The sequence below is a fragment of the Endobacterium cereale genome (genome assembly GCF_009617585.1).
Taxonomy (GTDB): domain Bacteria; phylum Pseudomonadota; class Alphaproteobacteria; order Rhizobiales; family Rhizobiaceae; genus Neorhizobium; species Neorhizobium cereale.
In genome coordinates, this window is sequence record NZ_WIXI01000043.1 from 77,385 (window position 1) to 99,770 (window position 22,386).

20 protein-coding genes are annotated in these 22,386 nt (G+C 59.9%); 13 read left to right on the forward strand and 7 right to left on the reverse strand.

The annotated features are described in order from the left end of the window. Positions 1–4 precede the first annotated feature (4 nt). Positions 5–2,011, forward strand: a complete 2,007-nt coding sequence (locus tag GAO09_RS12990) for an acetyl-CoA carboxylase biotin carboxylase subunit (RefSeq protein WP_153354429.1) — start codon at positions 5–7, stop codon at positions 2,009–2,011. Positions 2,012–2,092: 81 nt separating this feature from the next. After that, positions 2,093–2,317 (forward strand): hypothetical protein, encoded by a 225-nt coding sequence (locus tag GAO09_RS12995; RefSeq protein WP_153354430.1) that lies wholly within the window; start codon positions 2,093–2,095, stop codon positions 2,315–2,317. A 44-nt stretch (positions 2,318–2,361) separates the two neighbouring features. On the opposite strand, the gene GAO09_RS13000 is transcribed toward GAO09_RS12995, so the two are convergent. Further along, positions 2,362–4,620 carry a methyl-accepting chemotaxis protein gene (locus GAO09_RS13000; RefSeq protein WP_153354431.1) on the reverse strand — a complete coding sequence of 753 codons (2,259 nt, stop codon included), beginning with the start codon at positions 4,618–4,620 and terminating at the stop codon, positions 2,362–2,364. A gap of 227 nt (positions 4,621–4,847) precedes the next feature. Between GAO09_RS13000 and GAO09_RS13005 the strand changes: the two genes are divergently transcribed. Continuing rightward, positions 4,848–5,741, forward strand: coding sequence for an alpha/beta hydrolase family protein (locus GAO09_RS13005; RefSeq protein WP_235938108.1), 894 nt, complete (start codon positions 4,848–4,850; stop codon positions 5,739–5,741). 21 nt (positions 5,742–5,762) lie between these two features. Here GAO09_RS13005 and GAO09_RS13010 read toward each other — a convergent pair whose 3' ends face one another. After that, entirely contained in the window at positions 5,763–6,659 is an 897-nt protein-coding gene (locus GAO09_RS13010; protein WP_153354433.1) for an NAD(P)/FAD-dependent oxidoreductase, read from the reverse strand. Between the two features lie 149 nt (positions 6,660–6,808). Here GAO09_RS13010 and GAO09_RS13015 point away from each other — a divergent pair, with 149 nt between their 5' ends. The 3 genes from GAO09_RS13015 (at position 6,809) to GAO09_RS13025 (ending at position 9,131) form a co-directional block, all read left to right on the forward strand. Next, the gene (locus GAO09_RS13015) at positions 6,809–7,288 is read left to right on the forward strand and encodes an Rrf2 family transcriptional regulator (protein ID WP_153354434.1); all 480 of its coding nucleotides are present in this window, start codon (positions 6,809–6,811) and stop codon (positions 7,286–7,288) included. Positions 7,289–7,369: 81 nt separating this feature from the next. Further along, complete coding sequence (locus tag GAO09_RS13020; RefSeq protein WP_153354435.1) at positions 7,370–8,188, forward strand: L,D-transpeptidase; 819 nt, start codon at positions 7,370–7,372, stop codon at positions 8,186–8,188. A gap of 223 nt (positions 8,189–8,411) precedes the next feature. Further along, positions 8,412–9,131, forward strand: a complete 720-nt coding sequence (locus GAO09_RS13025) for a L,D-transpeptidase (RefSeq protein ID WP_153354436.1) — start codon at positions 8,412–8,414, stop codon at positions 9,129–9,131. Positions 9,132–9,171: 40 nt separating this feature from the next. Here GAO09_RS13025 and GAO09_RS13030 read toward each other — a convergent pair whose 3' ends face one another. After that, on the reverse strand, positions 9,172–10,059 hold the full coding sequence (locus tag GAO09_RS13030) for a LysR family transcriptional regulator (protein ID WP_153354437.1): 888 nt from the start codon (positions 10,057–10,059) through the stop codon (positions 9,172–9,174). 97 nt (positions 10,060–10,156) lie between these two features. Between GAO09_RS13030 and GAO09_RS13035 the strand changes: the two genes are divergently transcribed. After that, complete coding sequence (locus GAO09_RS13035) at positions 10,157–11,260, forward strand: aldo/keto reductase (RefSeq protein WP_153354438.1); 1,104 nt, start codon at positions 10,157–10,159, stop codon at positions 11,258–11,260. Between the two features lie 17 nt (positions 11,261–11,277). Here the strand turns inward: GAO09_RS13035 and GAO09_RS13040 are convergent, their stop codons facing one another. Next, positions 11,278–12,177, reverse strand: a complete 900-nt coding sequence (locus GAO09_RS13040) for a DMT family transporter (protein WP_153354439.1) — start codon at positions 12,175–12,177, stop codon at positions 11,278–11,280. 244 nt (positions 12,178–12,421) lie between these two features. Here GAO09_RS13040 and GAO09_RS13045 point away from each other — a divergent pair, with 244 nt between their 5' ends. Then, positions 12,422–13,777, forward strand: coding sequence for an aminotransferase-like domain-containing protein (locus GAO09_RS13045; RefSeq protein ID WP_235938130.1), 1,356 nt, complete (start codon positions 12,422–12,424; stop codon positions 13,775–13,777). 59 nt (positions 13,778–13,836) lie between these two features. Here GAO09_RS13045 and GAO09_RS13050 read toward each other — a convergent pair whose 3' ends face one another. After that, positions 13,837–14,226: a hypothetical protein gene (locus tag GAO09_RS13050; RefSeq protein ID WP_153354441.1), complete on the reverse strand. Its 390-nt coding sequence runs from the start codon at positions 14,224–14,226 to the stop codon at positions 13,837–13,839. Positions 14,227–14,487: 261 nt separating this feature from the next. After that, on the reverse strand, positions 14,488–16,344 hold the full coding sequence (locus tag GAO09_RS13055) for an ABC transporter ATP-binding protein (RefSeq protein WP_153354442.1): 1,857 nt from the start codon (positions 16,342–16,344) through the stop codon (positions 14,488–14,490). 120 nt (positions 16,345–16,464) lie between these two features. Here GAO09_RS13055 and GAO09_RS13060 point away from each other — a divergent pair, with 120 nt between their 5' ends. Further along, on the forward strand, positions 16,465–16,812 hold the full coding sequence (locus GAO09_RS13060; protein WP_153354443.1) for a hypothetical protein: 348 nt from the start codon (positions 16,465–16,467) through the stop codon (positions 16,810–16,812). 6 nt (positions 16,813–16,818) lie between these two features. Here the strand turns inward: GAO09_RS13060 and GAO09_RS13065 are convergent, their stop codons facing one another. Beyond that, the gene (locus GAO09_RS13065) at positions 16,819–17,835 is read right to left on the reverse strand and encodes a YihY/virulence factor BrkB family protein (protein WP_153354444.1); all 1,017 of its coding nucleotides are present in this window, start codon (positions 17,833–17,835) and stop codon (positions 16,819–16,821) included. A gap of 115 nt (positions 17,836–17,950) precedes the next feature. On the opposite strand from GAO09_RS13065, the gene GAO09_RS13070 reads away from it, so the two are divergent. The 4 genes from GAO09_RS13070 (at position 17,951) to kdpB (ending at position 22,287) form a co-directional block, all read left to right on the forward strand. Beyond that, a complete protein-coding gene (locus tag GAO09_RS13070) occupies positions 17,951–19,522 on the forward strand; it encodes a helicase HerA-like C-terminal domain-containing protein (protein ID WP_153354445.1) in 1,572 nt (523 codons plus the stop codon). Positions 19,523–19,925: 403 nt separating this feature from the next. Next, positions 19,926–20,015: a potassium-transporting ATPase subunit F gene (locus GAO09_RS13075; RefSeq protein ID WP_153354446.1), complete on the forward strand. Its 90-nt coding sequence runs from the start codon at positions 19,926–19,928 to the stop codon at positions 20,013–20,015. Between the two features lie 10 nt (positions 20,016–20,025). Continuing rightward, positions 20,026–20,184, forward strand: coding sequence for a hypothetical protein (locus GAO09_RS13080; RefSeq protein ID WP_153354447.1), 159 nt, complete (start codon positions 20,026–20,028; stop codon positions 20,182–20,184). Between the two features lie 36 nt (positions 20,185–20,220). After that, positions 20,221–22,287 carry a potassium-transporting ATPase subunit KdpB gene (gene kdpB, locus GAO09_RS13085; RefSeq protein ID WP_153354448.1) on the forward strand — a complete coding sequence of 689 codons (2,067 nt, stop codon included), beginning with the start codon at positions 20,221–20,223 and terminating at the stop codon, positions 22,285–22,287. Positions 22,288–22,386 lie beyond the last annotated feature (99 nt).

Genomic DNA, 22,386 nt, shown 5'->3' on the forward strand with positions numbered 1-22,386 from the left:
GGCCATGTTCAAAAAAATCCTCATCGCGAACCGTGGTGAAATCGCCTGCCGCGTGATCAAGACGGCCAAGAAAATGGGTATTGCCACCGTTGCCGTTTATTCGGATGCGGATGCCAATGCGCTACATGTTTCGATGGCCGACGAGGCCGTGCATATCGGTGCTGCCCCCTCCAGCCAGTCCTATCTCGTCATCGAGCAGATCATCGAGGCGATCCGGCAGACCGGCGCCGATGCCGTGCATCCCGGTTACGGTTTTCTGTCGGAAAATGCGGCTTTCGCGGCAGCGCTGGAAAAGGAGGGCGTGGCTTTTATCGGCCCGCCTGTCGGTGCCATCGAGGCGATGGGCGACAAGATCACCTCGAAAAAGATCGCCGCCGATGCCGGCGTCTCCACCGTGCCCGGCCATATGGATTTGATCGAGGATGCGGATGAGGCCGTGAAGATCGCGGTATCGATCGGTTATCCGGTAATGATCAAGGCTTCGGCCGGTGGTGGCGGCAAGGGCATGCGTATTGCATGGGATGAGGCCGAAGCACGCGAGGGATTTCAGTCTTCGAAAAACGAGGCCAAAAACGCCTTTGGCGATGACCGCATTTTCATCGAAAAATTTGTTACCCAGCCGCGCCATATCGAAATCCAGGTTCTGGGCGATCAACATGGGAACATGTTTTATCTTGGCGAACGAGAATGCTCGATCCAGCGGCGAAACCAGAAGGTTATAGAGGAAGCGCCCTCGCCATTTCTCGATGAAGCCACGCGAAAGGCCATGGGCGAACAGGCCGTAGCGTTGGCAAGAGCCGTCGGTTATCACTCTGCCGGTACGGTGGAATTTATCGTCGATGGTTCGAGAAAATTCTATTTTCTGGAGATGAACACCCGTCTGCAGGTCGAGCATCCTGTCACCGAGCTCGTGACCGGCATTGATCTCGTCGAACAGATGATCCGCATTGCCGCCGGCGAAAAGCTAGGTTTTGTTCAGGATGATATCACGCTCACGGGCTGGGCGATCGAAAGCCGGCTTTATGCCGAGGATCCCTATCGCAATTTTCTGCCGTCGATCGGCAGGCTGACGCGTTACCGGCCGCCGGCGGAGGGTGAACAGGCCGATGGCTCGATCCTGCGGAATGATACCGGCGTGTTTGAAGGTGGCGAAATCTCGATGTTTTACGATCCGATGATCGCAAAGCTTTGCACGTGGTCGCCGGGCAAGGGGGAGACGGCTCGTGTCGCTGCCATCGACGCGATGGCAGATGCGCTGGATCGTTTCGAACTCGAGGGAATTGGTCATAACCTGCCTTTCCTGTCGGCGGTCATGGGCCAGGAGCGGTTTCGCTCCGGAAAACTGACGACGGCCTATATCGCCGAGGAATTCCCGCAGGGATTTGACGGCGTCACACCGGATGAGCCGTTGTCGAAAAAGCTGGCGGCCATTGCCGCGTTCGTGCATCGAACTGTTTGCGCGCGGGCTACCGAGATTTCCGGCACGCTTCCCAACCGTCACCCCACGGTCAGGCGTGATTGGGTCGTGGCCCTGCCTCATGGGGATATCGCGCTTTCCTTCGATGGCGAAGAGGTGGTGTTTGGCGATGGTTTTGTCCTGCCGATCGTTTCCATCTGGAAACCGGGAAAAACGCTGGCGGAGTTTACCGTCGGGGGCGCGGTTCTTCGGGTCAAGGTTGACCTCATCGGTTCGGCCATCCGGCTTCGTTGCCGTGGTGTCGATCTGCTCGTGCGGGTCCGCTCTCCGCGCGTTGCCGCCCTTTCTCAACTGATGCCGGTCAAGTTGCCGCCGGATACTTCGAAACTGCTGTTATGCCCGATGCCCGGTGTCGTGACGTCGATTGCCGTTCATGTCGGCGATGTCGTCGAAGCCGGCCAGCCGCTTGCCTCCGTCGAGGCGATGAAGATGGAAAACGTGCTGAAGGCGGAGCGCGCGGGCGTCATCAAGCATGTCGCTGCCGATATTGGCCAGAGCCTTGCGACGGATGATCTGATTCTGGAGTTCGAATAACCGGCGGGGCGGGCAGCGGCAATACTTGACGTTGTCGGGCATTGTTCCAACTCATCCGGAGCAAGTCGGAGGGGTATGGGGATGACGACGTCGGCATGGCTATTCAAAGGGCTGCTTGCCCTGATTGGTTCGGTTGCTGCGGCCTATGTCTTTGAGGAGGTGATCGGTGGCGGCGCGCTGGGCTGGACCGTGTGCGGCGCCATTCTCGGGGTCACGGTCGGCCCGCTTCTGCTTTCCCTGCTGGAATGGCGCAAACAACGCGATGCGGCGCGGGCTGCGGCAAGGCAAAAAGGCGGGGACACCTGAGTATCCCCGCCTTCCGATGCTTTCAGGTCTGATCCCAAAAAGGATTAGAACTCTTCCCAATTGTCGGTCGCTGCCGCCGTTGCCGCACCGCCACGGCCGCCAAAAGCCTGGGCAATCTTGCCGACCATGCTGCGGGCGGGTGAAGCTGCCGGTGCCGAGCGCGGGGAAGCGGCCATGACCGCTGCCGTCTGGCGCAGCGCCGAGGCCGGATTTGCCGAAGCGGCGTTCTGACCCAGCTGGAACTGGCTGATCAGTTCGCGCAGGCGGCCGGCTTCCGTCGCGAGCGTCGCGCCGGCGGCATTGGCCTCTTCCACCATGGCGGCGTTCTGCTGGGTCACCTGGTCCATCTGGTTGACGGCGGTATTGACCTCGGAAAGGCCGACCGACTGTTCACGCGAGGAAGTGGCGATCGAATCCATATGCTGGTTGATGGTGACGATATGCGCTTCGATGGTCCGCAGCGCTTCGCCCGTTTCCCGCACCAGCCTGACACCTGTGCCGACCTCGATCGAGGATTTGCCGATGAGATCCTTGATCTCCTTGGCGGCATTGGCGGAACGCTGGGCGAGTTCTCGCACTTCCTGCGCGACAACGGCAAACCCCTTGCCGGCTTCACCCGCACGGGCTGCTTCCACACCGGCGTTCAGCGCGAGCAGATTGGTCTGGAAGGCGATATCGTCGATCACGCCGATGATGTTGGAGATCTGGCCGGACGATTCCTCGATACGGCCCATCGCCTGCACGGCATCGGCCACGACGGCGCCAGACTGGCGGGCGCTTTCATTGGCCTGGATGGCAACCGTGCGGGCTTCTTCGGCGCGCTTGGATGAGTTGCTCACGTTGACGGTGATCTGGTCGAGGGCGGCTGCCGTTTCTTCCAGCGAAGCGGCCTGCTGTTCGGTGCGCTTGGAAAGATCGTCGGCGCTCTGGCTGACTTCGCGTGAACCGCTATCGATGGAACTGGTGGACTGGGCGACCGAGCCGAGCGTGCCGCGCAACTGGCTGACGGTCGCATTGAAATCGGCGCGCAGACTTTCGAAGTCCGGTGCGAACGGGCGATCGAGCTGGAATGTCAGGTTGCCGGAGGACAGGTGCTGCAGGCCGGTTGCAAGCCCGTTGGTGGCTTCCGCCATCTGTTCGGCACGAATGCGTGCTTCCTCGGCATTCTGGCGGCGCTGTTCCTCGGTCATGTTGCGCTGCTCGTCGGCCTGGCGCTCCAGCTCCTTTGTCTTCAGCGCATTGTCCTTGAACACCTGCACCGCGCGCGCCATGGCGCCGGTCTCGTCCGGGCGGTTTTCGCCCTCGACCGAAGCGTTGAGATCGCCGGCTGCGAGACGTCCCATGGTCGAAGTCAGGCGGCCGATGGCGTTGCCGAGCGATTTGGCAAACAGGAAGAAGGCGGTGAGCGCGATGATCGAGGTTGCCAGCGTGACGCCGAGCATGGTGAACAGGGCGGTGCGGGCGGCGGCAGTAATCTCTGTCGTGTCCGTGCCGATCTCGAAAACGCCGATCTTGTCGCCCGAGAAGGAGGTGAACGGCACGGCCTTGACCAACATGTCACGGCCACCGAGCACGGCCGGTTCAAACACCTCGGCGCCATTAAAGGCTGCCTGAATGTTTTGCGCCGGCAGGAACGGCTGACCGCCTTGCGTCGAAGACTGGTTGGTCAGCTTGCCTTCCTGCGTGACATTGACGGAAATTTCAGCGCCAAGCCGCTCGGCCAACGGGGTGAAATAGGCATTCGACAGTTCAGTGCCGACATCGACGACGCCGACGACCGTGCCATCAACCACGACAGGCGCGACAGCGTAGATGCCGATACCGGCACGCCCCGGCTCGATGCCGGCGGCAAGCTTGCCGGTCGCAACGGCGGCCTGCATCGTCTTGCGGCGGCCAATGACGTTGTCGCCGAATTTGTCGGGCGAATGCATGCGGGCGACGATGTCGCCCTTGGCATTGCCGATGGTGATGATCTGCAGGCCGCCGGCCTCCTTCATCGCGGCAATGTTCTTGGAAAACTTGTTGAGCAGCGCCTGTCGGTCATTGCCGGCGATATAAGCGGGCAGATCGGGATCGCCAGACAGGGTTAGTGCCAGCGCGGAAGCCGAACGCTGGATCGCCGCCATATCGGTCTGGATGACTTCGAAGTCGCTCGCCGCCTTGCTGGAGAGCGCCTTGTCGTTCATGGCGGCCTGACGGTACCACGCAAGTCCGCCGATGGCGGCGCTGGCGAACAGAACGGCAGCAAAGCCATAGCCGGTGATCTTGATCCACAGCGGGCTTTTTATATTCGTATCGGTCATTACACTGATAATCCTAGTACAGTGATGCGAAAAACATTGTTCGCTGAAGACCATTTGCTGAAATATTCAATTTTATATAAATTTTATTTCAAGACGAATATAAAATAAAATTTATACTCGTCTTTTGGTTGTTGCTGTTTCGGGCTTGTAAATGCCGCAATTTTGGCGGCAAATTATCTGCAACAACATTTCCTGCCTTCAGGGTCTATCCTATGGTTGCATTGCGGATGACGCGGCGTTTTCTGATTTCAGGTCTTGCCACTGCCGTCATGATGCCTGTTTCCACATCCGCCTCCGAAATTGCCGTTCCGACTCACCTGCCGTTGGAAAGGCAAGATTACGCACTGGCTAGGCACAGGTTTCAAACGCATCTTCTGCGCAAGGGGCCGTCGCCGGAAAAGTCGATGCCGCTTGGGACCCCACCCGGTGCGCGTCGCGTAACCTATGCCGGAGGTCCCGATGGTTCGATTGCCCTGGTTGCATGGCTATCGGAATATCAGCCATCCTCCACGCCAAAACCGGCGGTTCTTTTTCTCCATGGAGGCAATGCCACCGGCGACGGCCACTGGCTGCTGATGAAGGCCTATTGGGATGCCGGTTTCGTGGTGCTCCTGCCCTCCTTTCGCGGGGAAAACGAGCAATCTGGAAACTATTCCGGATTCTACGACGAAACGGCGGATGCGCTGGCCGCTGCGCTTTATCTGGAAAACCTGCCAGGCGTCGATCTCAACCGCCTTTTCATCGCCGGCCATTCCAACGGTGGAACACTGGCACTGCTGGCCGCGATGACAAAAAAATTCCGCGCTGCCGCGCCGATCTCGGCAGGCGTCAACTCCTGGCGGTATTTTCATCGCTATGCGGACGAGATGCCGTTCGATGGTGCCGATCCGAATGAGTTCATCATGCGCTCGTCGGTGTGTTTCGGCCCGAGCCTGAAATGCCCGACCCTGCTGTTGCGTGGTACCGAGGAGCGGCCCTTCGACGCCGACCATGAACTGTTGATGGAGCGCGTGCAGGCGGCAAGAACGCAGATCGACAAGATGCTGCTGCCCGGCGACCATAATGGTGTCGTGCCGGGCGCGATCGGCGAGAGCATCCGCTTCTTCAACCAGTTTGCCTGATCGGCCCATCGGGTTTTTGGGTCAGATCGAGCCGAACAGCAACGAGCGGTGCAGGCCGGCACCGGCAAGGTTTCCGTCTCCGACTGCAAGCGCCACCGACGCCATCGGGCGGGCTGCATCACCGCAGGCAAAGACGCCGGGCATGCTTGTCTCCTTCATCGGATCGGTCCTGATGACGGATCCGACCGGATTTTCCTCGAATTGCAGTCCGAGTTGCGCCGCCAGCGGGCTCGCCATCTCGTAACGGGCAAGCGCAAAAAGACCGGCGAAGGACAGCGTGCGGCCGTCCACAAGACGGATATCGGCATGGCCGGTGATTGCCGCGATCCGGCTGCGCTCCAACGTCACGCCGCGGGCGCCGAGGTTTTTCAACTGGTCGGCATCTGGCTCGAAGTTGTCATTGAGCAGCAGCGTCGTCGGCCCCCAGTCGGGCAGCATCAATGCATGATGCATGGATAGTTCTGATGCCGCGATGACCCCGATCCGACCCTGGTCGAGTTCATAACCGTGGCAATAGGGGCAGTGGAACACTGCCTTGCCCCAACGTTCCTCCAATCCGGGTATCTCCGGCAGGATGTCGCGTACGCCGGTGGCGAGCAGCAATCTCCGCGACAGATGGCGCTTGCCGGCAAGGGTCACGGCAAAACCGTCCGCCGTGCGCTCGGCCGTTTCAGCGCGACCGGCGAGCCAATTGATCGTCTTGTATTCCATCACCTGCGCGCGGGCTTCGGCCGCGATGATGGCCGGATCGACGCCGTCCTGTGTCAGAAACCCGTGCGAGTGGTCGGCAAAACGGTTTCGGCGCTTACCGTCATCGATAATCAGCACGTCTCGGCGGGCGCGGCCGAGCTGCATGGCGGCGGAAAGACCGGCATAACTGCCGCCGATGATGATGACGTCATGAATTGGATCGGTCATGGCTTGCTCCTTTCAAGATTCGTCACAACATAAGTTACATGATTTCGATGAGTCAATAGTCTCGCAACTTTTGTTGTGACGAATGGCGGCGATGTGGTATGCGAGCGGAGAAGCATGACGGCCGCCGGCCGCTGGATTGGTAGGGAAAAATGCGACAGGACAGCCGGCTTTCGCGCATGCTGCATGTGCTCATCCACATGGGACATCACGATGGTGCAATGACATCCGAGATGATCGCAAAGATGCTCGACACCAATCCGGTGGTGATCCGCCGCACCATGGCCGGCCTGCGCGAAAAGGGCTACGTGACCTCTGAAAAGGGCCACGGTGGTGGCTGGACCCTGGCGCGATCGCTGGATGAGCTGACCTTGCTCGACATCTATCGCGCGGTCGGCGAACCCTCGGTTTTTGCCGTGGGCCCGGCCTATGACATGCCGGGCTGCGTGATCGAGCAGGCGGTCAATACGACATTGAAGGATGTGTTTGCCGAGGCCGAACAATTGTTGCTGCAGCGTTTTGCGGGTGTGACGCTGGTCGAGATCGCCCGAGATTTTTCGCCACCGGCCCGCCCGGACGGGGCCGGAGACGCAAAATGCCGTGACGGCGGGGTAGATAATCCTTCGTCCTGACAATCCGAAAAATCACCAGCTTCGCGCCAGTTGCGGCCTCTAGTTTGAGCGTGACGTCATCTGCCGGAAGCGGTTCTGCCCATGTCCCAGTCTCATCTGCCTCTTCGCCGTGTGTTCGTGCTTGCCACGACACTGTTTGCGACCACCAGCCTTTCCGGCTGCCTGTTCGTTACCGATACGACGCTGATGGACCCGGCTGTTTTCGTGCAGCAGACCGCACCGGTCTTTGCCGTTCCTGAATATGCGGACCCGCCGAGCAACAATCCACCGCCGATGCCAGGCGCCATTCCGCATAAACGCCAGCTCTATCCGACCGATTTCCACCAGACCTATGGCCTGCCCGTCTCCAACCCGGTACATCGCACGATGTATGAGGTAATGCGGGACGAAGGGCATACGCTGCCCGCCATTCCCACGTCGCGTGTCGACCAGCGTTTTCTGAGGCAGGAAGTCTCCTACCAGACGGCGGAAGCGCCGGGCACTGTCGTGGTCGATACCAGGGCGCATTTCCTCTATCTCGTGCAGGAAAACGGCAAGGCGATCCGCTACGGCGTCGGTCTCGGCAAGGCCGGTTACGGCTGGACCGGGCGCGGCGTGATCCAGTGGAAGGCCAAATGGCCGCGCTGGACACCGCCGGACGAGATGGTTTCCCGCCAGCCGGACCTGCGCCAGTTCGCAGCCTCCGAAGGCGGTGCGACGCCTGGCCTCAACAATCCGCTCGGCGCGCGTGCCATGTATATCTACAAGGATGGCAAGGACACACTCTACCGCGTCCACGGCACGCCGGACTGGCAATCTGTCGGCAAGGCAACCTCTTCCGGTTGCGTGCGCATGTTCAATCAGGACGTCATCGACCTCTATAATCGCCTTCCGGCAAAAACCACGATCGTGGTGATCTGATCACGGTCGGAAAAATTGTCGTCACGATCGCGGCAAGTTTTCAGCCTTTTCGTGGCCGGGTGGCCAGGACGCGCCTATGTTCTTGACAGACGACAGGCGGCTTGACCGGTCGATAACGGCGATGTGGAACAAATCTTCACGATCCTCGTTTAAGCCGGTCCCGCCTGCTGCTTGATGCCGCATTCGCGGCCTGATGTCCCGTAACGAAGTCGAAACGGCCCCCATGACAGACACGATGATTTCCCGCCGCAACCTGCTCAGCCTGATGGCTGTGGGGACGGCCTCAACGCTGGCCAGCTGCGCCTCCTCCGGTCCGGTCACCCGCGGTTACACCATCACCTATCGTGACAACGCCACGCAGGTGGTCGATCCGTCCATGGGCGGCGGTAACAGTGAACTCGATGTCATGTATGGCCAGATCGCCGATGGCGGTTTCGTCATCCCGGCCGTGCCCTACCAGAAAATTCCGTCGCAATTCTATCGCCAGCGCGTGTCCAACTCGACCGGCCAGCCGGCAGGCACTGTCGTGGTCGATACGAAGTCGCGCTTCCTCTACCTCACAGAATCGAGCGGCACCGCCATGCGTTACGGGGTCGGCATAGGCCGCGAAGGTTTCGCATGGCAAGGCGAAGGCGTCATCCAGTGGCGTCAGCGCTGGCCGAAATGGACGCCGCCGGATGAGATGATCGCCCGCCAGCCTGAACTCGCGTCCTATTCCGCCAAGAACGGCGGCATGCAGCCCGGTCTTCGCAACCCGCTCGGCGCCCGCGCCCTCTACATTTTCCAGAACGGTCAGGACACGCTTTACCGTCTGCACGGATCGCCGGAATGGAATTCCATCGGCAAGGCCGTGTCCTCAGGCTGCGTGCGCCTGATGAACCAGGACATTATCGATCTCTTCGACCGCGTGCCGGAAAAGGCCCGCGTGGTGGTCTGGCAGTAAAAAGCTGTCTGTGGGGAGAAGTGTCTTTTCCCGGTCGACCTCACATCTTCAGGGCAGCAATCAGCGCCCTCAAGGCCGGCGGCGACTGTCGCCGGCTCGGATGGTATAGGTGAAAACCCGGAAATGCCGGGCACCAGTCGGCCAGCACCTGAACAAGTGAGCCGGCGGCAATTTCTTCGGCGACATCGTGTTCCATGATATAACCCAGCCCCGCGCCGGCACGCACTGCGGCTGCCGGCAGGTCACCGTCATTGGCTACCAAGGGTCCACTGGTGCGGATATTGATCTCCTTGCCATCCTTTTCGAACTCCCATGGCAGAAGTCCGCCTGATGTCGTCAGCCGGTAGCCGATACAGGCGTGGCGGTCGAGATCGTAAGGTGTTTCCGGCGGCGGAAACCGTTTGAAATAATCCGGCGTGCCGACCACCACCGTCCTCAAATCCGGGCCGAGTTTTACCGCGATCATGTCCTTGGCGACTGATTCACCAAGGCGAATACCCGCATCGAAACCGGAAGCGACGATGTCGGTGAGGCCGTCATCTATATTCACCTCCACACGAACATCGGGATGCGCAAGCAGGAAGGCTGGCAGTTTGGGCAGAAGCACCATGCGTGCCGCATAGGCAAAGGTGGTGATGCGCACCGTACCTGACGGGTTGTCGCGCCATTCGGCCAGCGCTTCCAACCCGCCCTCGATTTCCGACAATGCCGGATTGAGAGATTGCAGCAGGCGTTCACCCGCCTCCGTCGGCGCGACGCTGCGGGTGGTGCGCGCCAGCAGCCGCAGGCCGAGCCGCTCTTCCAGTCCGCGCATGGCATGGCTGAGCGCCGAGGGCGACATGCCGAGAATGGCGGCAGCGCGGGTAAAGCTGCGTTCGCGCGCTACCGTCGCAAATGCCATGAGATCATTGAGCTGACTGCGTTCCATTCATGCATTCTGCTCACAAGTGCATGCGGCGGGCAACGGCTAATCCGGACGAGGGCCGGGCGCTACATGCATCTCTATCACCACGAAGGAGAATGACATGGATCTCACCAGCTACCGCACACTTGGAAAATCCGGCCTGATCGTCAGCCCGCTGGCACTCGGCACCATGACCTTTGGAGCCGGCCGCTGGGGTGCCGGTGAAAAAACGTCTCGGGCGCTGTTTGATGCCTATGTCGATCTCGGCGGCAATTTCCTCGACACGGCCGACATCTATTCCGGTGGCGAAAGCGAAAACATGCTGGGCCGTTTTCTCGCCGATAGTGGTCTGCGCGATCGGCTGGTAGTCGCCACCAAATCCGGTTTTCCGCGCGGGCAGGGCACGCCGCTCTGGGGCGGCAATGGCGCCAAGAATATCCGGCTTGGCATCGAGGGCTCGCTGAAGCGGCTGCAGACCGATTATATCGACATGTACTGGGTGCATGTATGGGACCAGACAACACCGGCCGAAGAAGTCTTGCAGACGTTGTCGGATGCCGTACGGGCTGGCAAGATTCTGCATTACGGCTTTTCCAACACGCCGGCCTGGTATGTCGCCAAGGTGGCAACGCTGGCTGAAGTGCATGGCCTGCCAAAGCCGATCGGCCTGCAATATGCCTATTCGCTGATCGATCGCGGCGTCGAACTTGACCTTCTGCCGGCGGGTCAGGAATTCGGTCTCGGCCTTGTGCCGTGGAGCCCGCTTGCCGCCGGTCTTCTGACCGGCAAATATGGTCGCGAAAAAATCGCCGATGCATCGGGTGCCGGCGCTCTGCCCAATAGCGGCTCGGCGGTAAGCGAGAGCGGCAGCGATGGCCGGCTGAATGGCGACAATCCGTTTGGCGGCATGCTGTTTACGGAGCGCAATTTCGATGTGGTCGATGTGTTAAAGGCGGTGGCTTCGGAGATCGGCCGTTCACCGGCGGAAGTGGCGCTGAAATGGGTCTCGGCCCGTCCCGGCGTATCGTCGGTGCTGATCGGCGCCAGCCGGGTGGAGCAGCTTTCGCAGAATATTTCGTCGCTCGATGTGGCTTTGAGTGACGAGCAAGTGGCACGGCTGGAAGAGGCGACGACGCTGCCGCTTCTCAATCCCTATTTCATCTTCAAAATGCCGACAGAGCGTCTGTTCGGCGGCCAGGCGGTGGAAGCCTGGCCGCAACGCTGATCCAAAACTGTCGTCGCCTACCGGGCAAACCGGCGGGCGGCGGCAACGCAGCCGATGACGCCAAGGGTGGCGACCAGCATCAGCGGCGTCACGGTTTCGCCCAGCAGCGTGGCGGCCAGCGCCAGCCCGAAGAACGGCTGCAACAGCTGTAGCTGACCGACCGAGGCGGTGCCGCCTTGTGCCAGCCCGCGATACCAGAAAATGAAGCCGATCAGCATGCTGAACAGCGAAACATAAACGAGGCCGCCCCATGCTGGTGCCGGCACCTCGGCAAGGTTTTGCGGCCAGGCGAAGATCATGCCCACGGCCATGACCGGCAGCGACAGGGTAAGTGCCCAGCAGATCACCTGCCAGCCACCCAGCCGTTTGGAAAGACGCGCACCTTCGGCATAACCCAGCCCGCAGGCAATCACCGCCGCCAGCATCAGTCCGTCGCCCAGCGGCGAGGCGGTGAGATCCTGTGATACCGCAAAGCCCGCAACCAGCAGGCTGCCAAGTGCCGAAAACACCCAGAACACGGGTTTTGGCCGCTCGCCACCGCGCATCACGCCAAAAATGGCAGTCGCGAGCGGCAGAAGGCCTATGAAGACGATGGAATGCGCAGAGGTGACATGCTGGAGCGCAATCGCCGTCAGCAGCGGAAAGCCGACCACCACACCAAGTGAGATCACGGCCAGCGATACGAGGTCCGCTGCCGAGGGCCTTTTCTCCTTGAAGGCCAGCAACAGCGCGAGGCTCAAAATGCCGGCAATGGTGCCGCGTGCAAACGTCAGGAAAAACGGATCGAAACCAGCCACGGCAAGGCGCGTCGCCGGCAGCGAACCGCTAAAAATGATCACGCCGATCATGCCGTTCACAAGCCCGGCGACACGATTGTCGAAAGGACGGTCGAGGGCGGGGCTGGCTGGCTGGGTCATGATCTTGTCCTGCTGTGTCTGTCTGTTCGTCGGCGCATGCGTGTCATTGGTTTGAAGCGAAGAGTCGCGGCAGAATGTTCTATCGCCCGTCTCGGCTGGCGCGGCCATCGACAGTCTGGTACAGTTTCGTCAAACTGTTATGGTGCATCGGGCAGTACAGATGGATTTGATCAGCAAGACGCAACGGGTGGGCACCGTTCCCGATAACACCGAATTTCTCGGCGAAGTCACGACGCGAGTCGGCATGGTTATGGCGACGATCCGCAGCCGCATCGCCGCCCGCAGTCTGTCACCGGGCGCGAAACTTCCTTCGGTGCGTGGGCTTGCCGCCAGCTTGAAGGTATCGACATCGACCGTGGTCGATGCCTATGAGCGGCTGGTGGCGGAAGGGGCGATCCTGTCGCGGCCCGGTTCGGGTTTTTATGTCGCCAGTCAGGTCGCGCCGTTTTCGCCGGCCGATGTCGGGCCAAAACTCGATCGCGCCGTCGATCCGTTCTGGGTGTCGCGGCAATCTTTGGAGGCAGGCGAGGAAACACTCAAACCCGGTTGCGGTTGGCTGCCGCCTTCATGGTTGCCGGAAGAGAGTATTCGCAAGGCGCTGCGCGGCCTGTCGCGTTCGAATGGATCCGTGCTGACGGATTATGGTTCACCGCTTGGATTGGCGGGTTTACGGCAACTGATCGCCCGGCGGCTGTCCGAACATGCGGTGGAAGTGTCTCCGGACCAGATCATGCTGACGGATTCCGGCACGCAGGCGATCGATCTCATCTGCCGTCTGCTGCTGGAACCGGGTGATACGGTTCTGGTCGATGATCCCTGCTATTTCAATTTTCATGCGCTTTTGCGCGCCCACCGGGTGAAAATCGTCGGCGTGGCGTATGGCCCGGCCGGGCCGGATGTTGAGGCGTTTTCCGCTGTGCTTGGCGAGCACCGGCCAAAACTCTACATCACCAATTCCGGCATTCATAATCCGACCGGTGCCATTCTGTCGCCGGTCGTGGCACATCGGGTGCTGAAACTTGCCGAACAGTTCGATCTGACGATCGTCGAGGACGATATATTTGCCGATTTCGAACTTGTCGCCGCACCGCGTCTTTCCGCCTTCGACGGGCTGGACCGGGTCATCCAGATCGGCAGTTTTTCAAAGGCATTGTCTGCCTCGATGCGCTGCGGGTTCATCGCGACGCGCCGCGAATGGCTGGATGGGCTGACCGACCTGAAGATTGCCACCAGTTTTGCCGGGGCTTCGCTGAATGCCGAACTGGTGCGCGCGGTCTTGAGTGATGGCGGGTATCGCAAACATCTCGAAACGCTGCGCGGCCGGCTGGCAAGGGCGATGGCGGATGTGACGGCTGGATTGAAGGCGATCGGCATAGAGCCACTGCTTCAGCCGCAGGCCGGCATGTTTTTGTGGTGCCGTTTGCCCGGTGATGCCGATGCCGCCGAGATCGCCCGCTTCGCGCTGGAAAAGGGCGTTGTTCTGGCGCCGGGCAATGTCTTCAGCCTGTCGCAGACGGCCGGCAGCGCCATGCGCTTCAATGTTTCGCAGATGAGCGACCGCCGTGTTTTCGAGGTGCTGGCCGAAGCGCTCAAAGCCTGAGATACGAAAAAAGGCGCGGACAATCCGCGCCTTTGAAAAATCGGTTGTTCGGAACGCGATCAGACGAACTGGCTGAGGCCCGGAACGGAAGCGATGACCTGATCGACCACTTCGTCGCCGGCGTATTCGCGGGCAATAGTCATGGTTTCGCGGGCAAGCGCGGTGATCTCGCCCATGCCCAGACCCTGTGCCATCAACTGCTGGCCAAGCGCCATCACGCCCCCACCGAAACTCGCCATCAACCCGCCCAGAAGACCGCCGCCACCGGCACCCTCGCCGTTGAACTGGGCCACCAGTTCCGGCGCACCGGGAATGGCTTCGATCATCTTGGCCACCGCGCCGTCATCGGCTTCACGCTGCAGAAAACCGAGCATCATGCCAATTGCCTTTTCGGCGACATCGGGAGCAAGGCCGACATTGTCGGCGATGCGGGATACGAGTTCGTTCATAAACATCTCCTCGGGATAAATATTGACGTTTACGTTAAAGTCATTCGTGCCGGCGGGCAACGGGGTGACGAAAGTAAAACGTAAGAATTTTCACCCGCCATTTGCCATCCGCCGACTGTTAAAGAAAGAAGCCTGCCTGACAATAATCAGGTTCTCAGGACGCTTAGCATGGCCGCGCCATGAATGAACCATTGGCAGTGATAAACAACCGTTTCGTGAACGGGTGATTTGCCGCAGGCCCAAGTCGATAGCCGTTGCTTGTCAGCTGCGAATGTTTTCCGCAATGAAGCCGCCTGTTTGACGTTTCCACAGACGAGCAAACAAACCTTCGCGCGCAATCAACTCATCCGAGGTGCCTTCTTCTAGAATACGCCCCTGATCGATAACGACGATCCGGTCCATCATGGCAATAGTCGAGAGACGGTGCGCAATCGCGATAACAGTTTTTCCCTCCATGATCAGATCGAGCTTTTGCTGGATGGCCGCTTCGGATTCGCTGTCGAGCGCGGATGTCGCTTCGTCCAGCACGAGGATCGGCGCATCCTTCAGGAGCACGCGGGCAATCGCGACGCGTTGGCGCTGGCCGCCGGACAATTTGATGCCGCGATCGCCGACATAGGCATCGTAACCCTTTCGTCCCTCAGCATCGGAGAGTTCATTGATGAACACGTCAGCTCTTGCCGTTTTCGAGGCGTGTTCGATTTCTTCCTGTGTCGCGTCCGGCCGCCCGTAGCGAATATTGTCACCGACCGAGCGGTGCAGCAGTGATACATCCTGCGCGATCACACCGATATTGCGACGCAGGCTTGCCTGGGTGACATGCCGTATATCCTGTCCGTCGATCCGGATCGCGCCATCATTTATGTCGTAGAAGCGCAGAAGCAGATTGACGAGCGTCGTTTTGCCCGCACCGGACAGGCCGACGAGACCGACTTTTTCGCCGGGGCGGATGATCAGCGAGAGACCGTCGATGACGGGCCGACCGGCCTTGTATGCGAAACTGATGTTCTCGAAGCGGATCTCGCCGACATTGACTGCAAGCGGTTTCGCATCCGGCGCGTCGGTGATGGTCGGCGGTGTCGTCATCACCGGCATGGCGTCCTTGATCGTGCCGATCGCCTGAAAGATCTGCTGGCCCATTTGCAGGAAGGTGAACGTGTGCCCGGAGAGACGATGAAGAACATATACGGCCGCAACGAATTCGCCGATGGTCAGGAAGCCATTGAGCAGCCCTGAAAATCCAATGAAAATTACAGCCAGCCAGAGGAGCATGTTCAGCACGACAACGATCAGTTCCGATGTGCGATAGATGCGTTGCTCGCTGTTTTGTGTCTGCACGGTCTTGCCGATGATTTTCCGGATAGCGCCGGCTTCGCTATCTTCGGCGGCAAACTGTTTGATCATCTGCATGTTGGTGTAGAGATCGGTAATCGCTCCGGCCATCAAGCTGCGCAGTTTTGCGGTCTTGCGCGAACGTTCGGTGAAGATCGGTGCCATCCTGATGGCCAGCATGACGTTGAGCGCGATCCAGATGGCGACCGGAAGCGCGAGTTGCCAGGAGAGGGTACTGAGCAGGATCACCGATCCCACCATCTGCAAAATGAAGCGTGGAATGGCCTGGAAGGCGGCGATGATTTGCTGTTGCACCGCGGAGGACACCTGCTGCAGGCGCGAGGCGACCTGCCCCGCATACAGTTCGTGGAAAAAAGCAAGATCCTGCCGTTCCACCGCCTTGTGTCCCTGCCACTGGATCGCGGCCGGCATGCCGATGCCGAGCGTGTGTGAGGTCAATGTGTTGACCAGAAAGGAGACAATCGGCATGGCCGGAAAGACCATGAGGCCGAGAATGGTCAGGAGCAACCATTCGTTTTCCAGAAATGCGGCGGCGCCCTGTTCCGTCACGCCATCGACGATGACCGAAAGTCCCCAGACGATGGTCAGGTTAATGGCCTCCATCGCCATGGACACAAGCGCAAGGCCGATCAGCACACCACGAAACATCGAGATGAAATGCAGAAGAACCGTCACCGGACCTTGGGATGGCAGCGGTTGGTAGGGTATTTCAAGTGGTCGGATCAGGCTTTCGAAAGGACGATAAATCGTATCTGAAAAGGACATGGTACGCTCGGGCTCCCGGGTATCGGAGGGTGCGGACTCAACTTCTGGAATAAATCATCTTCCGGCGATGGGCTCAATTGGTTATCTGACGATGGGCGCAAACGGATCGCGACGAGGCTTATGATCAAGATCGAAATTCTTCATGATGGTGTCGTCATCGGTACGAGCGATATCGAGGCGTTTGACCCGCCGATGGGCGTGGCGACCGGCGTTTTCACGCCGACAGATGCCTATAAGCCCAGAGATCATGCCTACCGGATCGATGTGGATTACCGTGAGGCAGGCCACGAAATCGACCTTGCTGCACGATGCGTCGAATTCGGCATCATCCGGAGTGCCGGTGTGGTGATCGAAGACGCCAGCAGTCTGGGCGAGGGACGACAGGTCACCGTCCTTGGCATGTATCATGACGACTATGAGGTCGCTTTTGCTGCCGATCCTGTTTTTCGTGCCTATCATTCGGCATGAAATTGCTCACGACGTCTCGCCGATAGTATCGGCCATATAAGCCCCGCGCTCACCCATCGGCTGTTCCGGGCCGGTGGTCGAATCCCGCGCTGTCTGATGTTCCAGTTCTGCGTTGATCTCCGCACCGACCACGATGATGATCGTCGAAATCCACGTCCAGACCATAAAGCCGATCAGGGCGCCGAGGGCGCCATAGGTAGCGTTGTAATTGGCGATATGGGAAAGATAGAAGGAGACGCCGATCGAGGCTGCCAACCAGGCGAGGCTTGAAAAGACGGCGCCCCATGTCAGCCACTGGATGCGCGCGGGCTCGCGGCTCGGGCCGAAGCGATAGAGTACGGCAATGCCGGTTGTCACAAACAGAAGCATGATCGGCCAGCGCGAAAAGCGGATGATCATTTCCGACCACTGGTCCAGCCACAGGAAAGACAGAAGTGCCGGCACGAGGCCCAGCCCCGTCAGCACAACAATGGCAACCATGATCGCGCCGAGCGTGAACAGCAGCGAAATGAGGTTGAGTTTCAGGATATTGCGTTTTTCCTTTTCGCCATAAGCGACGTTCATCGCCTCGAACATCGCCTTCATGCCGGCATTGGCGCTCCAGAGTGCCAGAGCGAGACCGCCGAACAGGCCGATATTCAGCGTCGTGCGTCCCTGCTGCGTCAGGCTGCGCAACTGGTCGAGAAACAGATCGAGCGCATTCGGCGGCATGATTATGCTGAGGAACGTGATGCGTTCGGCGAGTTTCGTCGGATCGGCGACAAAACCGTAAAGCGAAACCATTGCCGTCATGGCCGGGAAAAGCGCCAGCAACAGATAGTAGGTGACGCCGGCCGCCACCAGCAGCACGCGGTCGCTTTCGATGGAGAAAAACACCCGCCAGAAAACATCCTTCAAGCCACGCGCGGGAATGTCCGCTGGCGTTTCCGCCTCGCGGCCGCGGTCCTTGTTTATGGGGGACGTGTCCAGCGGCTTTGCTTCGGCAGGCGGTGTGCTGATCTGCCCAAAACTGTCTGCCGTCATTAATCCACTCTCCCGCCTGTCCGATATTTTCAGCACGCGTGTTGTCGTTGCCGAAAGAGCGGTCTCGTCCTATACAAGTATTTCATCGACAACGCAGAAAACGAGAAGCGGTTGCATGGTTGACGCGGGAAAGCTCTTCATCGGCGGAAGCCGAAAGCCGGACGATAGTTTCAAGGAAGCCGAATATCTCGACCTGAAATTCGGCAATCGCCACGGCCTGATCACCGGTGCCACCGGCACCGGCAAGACGGTGACGCTCCAGGTTCTGGCGGAAGAGTTTTCCGCCGCCGGCGTGCCGGTGTTCTGCTCCGATATCAAGGGTGACCTGTCCGGCATTGCCGCCATGGGCGAGCCCAAGGATTTTCTCCTCAAGCGCGCCGAGCAGATCCAGTATGCCGACTACGATTTCACCAAGTTTCCGGTGATGTTCTGGGATCTTTACGGTGAAAAAGGTCACCGTGTGCGTGCCACGATCGCCGAAATGGGGCCTCTGTTGCTCGCCCGGCTGATGGATGCGTCCGATGCGCAGGAAGGTGTGCTGAATATCGCCTTCAAGATCGCCGATCAGGGCGGTCTGCCGCTTCTGGACCTGAAGGACTTGCAAGCGCTTCTCAACTATATGGGCGAACATGCGAGCGAAATTTCCACCCAGTTCGGTTTCGTGTCGAAAGCCTCTGTCGGCTCTTTGCAACGAGGGTTGCTGACACTGGAGCAGCAGGGCGCCATCCACTTCTTCGGTGAGCCCGCATTGCAGATAAGCGATATCATGCGCATCGCGCCCGACGGCCGCGGCATGATCTCGGTTCTCGCCGCCGACAAGCTGATGATGAATCCGCGCCTTTACGCGACCTTCCTGCTCTGGATGCTCTCGGAACTGTTCGAGGAACTGCCGGAAGTGGGCGACCCGGAAAAACCGAAACTCGTCTTCTTCTTCGACGAGGCCCACCTTCTGTTCTCCGAAGCGCCAAAAGTGCTGCTGGAGCGTGTCGAGCAGGTCGTGCGCCTGATCCGTTCAAAGGGCGTCGGCGTCTATTTCGTCACGCAGAACCCGCTCGACGTACCGGAAACCGTGCTCGCCCAGCTTGGCAACCGCGTGCAGCATGCGCTGCGCGCCTATACGCCGCGCGAGCAGAAGGCAGTCAAAACGGCTGCCGATACGTTCCGCGCCAACCCGGATTTCAAGACAGACGAGGCAATCACCCAGCTCGGAACCGGCGAGGCGCTGGTCTCGACCTTGGAAGGCAAGGGCGCGCCGTCGATGGTCGAGCGCACGCTTATCCGTCCGCCATCAGCCCGCATTGGCCCGCTCAGTGAGCCAGAGCGTAGCCAGATCATGAACATGAGCCCGGTGGCGGGCGTTTATGACCGTGATCTCGATCGCGAATCCGCCTTCGAGATTTTGACGGCCCGCGCCAAGAAGGCGGCAGATGCGGAAGCCGCCAAACGGCAGCCGGAAGAAGCACCGGCTGAAGACAATAGCGCTGCCGGTCGCTGGAGCCTGCCGGGTTTTGGTGACGCACAGGACGAGCCGGCCACAAAACCGGCAGCCAAGGGACGCTCCGGTTATCAGCGTGAAACGGTGATCGAAGCGGCCATGAAAAGTGCCGCTCGCTCGGTCGCCTCAAGCGTTGCCAACCAGATCGGTCGGGCGCTGGTGCGCGGCATTCTGGGCAGTCTGAAACGCTGAGAATGATGTCAAAGATCGGCTGATGCATTGATGGTGCATCAGCGGCTTCCTGTTCCCGAAACCTCTACCGGGCTGGCATATCGGCTCGGATCGTGCCCGACCTTTATCTCGAATCGGCTCGTTCTCGCCTGATTTCGACATGCGCGTTCCGGCCGAACACGTCTCCCAATTCTCGCTTCGATGGAGGTCGGGTCCGGCTGCCGGCGTGTGACCGATGGAACAGAAAACGCCCATAGTATTTAAACTGCGGCCATGGGAGTGCACCAACCGGCTACCCCGACATGACGTTCCTATAGGATTCATATTTGTTCGCTTCGCGGCACCTCTCGAATTCCTATGGTCTCAGCGCGCACATAACGCTGCCGACATTATGGATCGGCGACGTTATTTGCGAGGCTGTACAATGGCATTCGATTATATCCTGAGCGGGGGCGTGACGGTTCTGATCACCGTCTATCTCGCCTATGCGCTTTGGCGACCGGAACGGTTCTAAGGCATTCGTGATGTCATCTCTGACCGACCATTGCCGCCGATCCGTCGAGCGACTGACGGACAACAGACAACTCTGCCAGGCTTCCAGCATCATTCTGGCAATGTGCCTGGTGTCCGGGCTTGGCGTCGCCGTCCTGTCGCTGATCCTTCGCCTCACACAGGCCGTCTGACGCTTTCCAGTTTTCTCAACATCCATGGGGTCTCTTATGAGCCAGCCCAAAAGCGCGAGCATGTTCGATGCTCGCATACTCGTGCCCGCCATCGGCGGCGCATTCATCAAGCTCAATCCACGAACCATGGCCAAGAACCCGGTCATGTTCGTGGTGGCCATTGTGTCTGCCCTGACCACCATCCTCTTCATCAAGGATCTGGTGACCGGCGCCGAAGGCCTCGGTTTTTCCTTCCAGATCATTCTGTGGCTCTGGTTCACGGTCCTCTTCGCGAACTTCGCGGAAGCGGTGGCTGAAGGGCGCGGCAAGGCCCAGGCCGAGAGCCTGCGCAAGACCCGCACCGAAACCCAGGCCAAGCTTCTCACCTCGGCTGAAGGCCGCGAATGGAAGGACGTCTCCGGAACCTCACTGAAGGTCAATGATGTCGTGCTCGTTGAAGCCGGCGATATCATCCCGTCCGATGGTGAAATTATCGAGGGTATTGCTTCGGTCAACGAAGCGGCGATCACCGGTGAATCCGCACCCGTCATTCGCGAATCCGGCGGTGACCGCTCGGCCGTCACCGGCGGCACACAGGTTCTGTCCGACTGGATCAAGGTCCGTATCACGGCTGCGGCCGGCTCCACTTTCATCGACCGCATGATCGCGCTTGTCGAAGGCGCCGAACGTCAGAAGACGCCGAACGAAATCGCGCTCAATATCCTGCTTGCAGCCCTGACGCTGATTTTTGTCATGGCAACAGCCACCATCCCGGCCTTTGCCTCCTATGCAGGCGGCGCGATCCCGATCGTCGTTCTCGTTGCGCTGTTCGTGACGCTGATCCCGACCACGATCGGCGCACTTCTGTCGGCCATCGGCATTGCCGGCATGGACCGTCTCGTTCGCTTCAACGTTCTGGCCATGTCCGGTCGTGCAGTCGAAGCGGCCGGCGATGTCGACACGCTTCTGCTCGACAAGACCGGCACAATCACGCTCGGCAACCGTCAGGCTACCGAGTTCCGTCCGGTTCGCGGCGTCACCGCCGAACAGCTGGCCGATGCCGCCCAGCTTTCGTCGCTCGCCGACGAAACGCCGGAAGGCCGCTCGATCGTCGTACTGGCCAAGGAAAAATATGGCATCCGCGCCCGCGACATGACGGAGCTCAACGCCACTTTTGTGCCGTTCACCGCGCAGAGCCGCATGAGTGGCGTGGATTTCGAAGGCGCGACAATCCGTAAGGGTGCCGTCGATTCCGTTCTCAAATACCTGCAGTCGCAGTCGATTGCCGGTGGCACTGGTTCGGAAGCGACGATCAGGGAAGGGCAGGCAATCGCCGACGAGATCGCGAAGGCCGGCGGAACGCCGTTGGCGGTTGCCCGCGATGGAAGGCTGCTCGGCATCGTCCACCTCAAGGATATCGTCAAGGGCGGCATCCGCGAGCGCTTCTCCGAATTGCGCAAGATGGGCATCCGCACCGTCATGATCACCGGCGACAACCCCATGACCGCAGCCGCTATCGCTGCCGAAGCCGGTGTCGACGATTTCCTCGCGCAAGCAACGCCTGAGAACAAGTTGCAGCTCATCCGCGACGAACAGGCCAAGGGCAAGCTCGTTGCCATGTGCGGTGACGGTACCAACGATGCGCCGGCACTGGCGCAGGCCGATGTCGGCGTTGCCATGAACACCGGTACGGTTGCCGCCCGCGAAGCCGGCAACATGGTCGACCTCGACAGTGATCCGACCAAGCTTATCGAAATCGTCGAGATCGGCAAACAATTGCTGATGACGCGCGGCTCGCTGACGACCTTCTCGATTGCCAACGACGTGGCAAAATATTTCGCCATCATCCCGGCGATGTTCGTCACGCTCTATCCGGGCCTCGATGCACTCAACGTCATGGGTCTGCATTCGCCGCAGAGCGCTATCCTGTCGGCCATCATTTTCAACGCGCTGATCATCATCGCGCTGATCCCGCTGGCTCTCCGCGGCGTGGCCTACAAGGCGATCGGCGCGGGTCCGCTGCTGCGCCGAAATCTTCTCATCTATGGCCTCGGCGGTCTCGTGGTGCCCTTCATCGGCATCAAGCTGATCGACATGGCCATCGTCGCCCTCAACCTCGCCTGATCGGAGACATCCATGACCATTCTTTATCTCATTCTCGGGCTGGTCGTCTTCGGACTTCTGTTTGCCCTCGCCAACGCGCTCGATCGCGCGTGAGGCCGG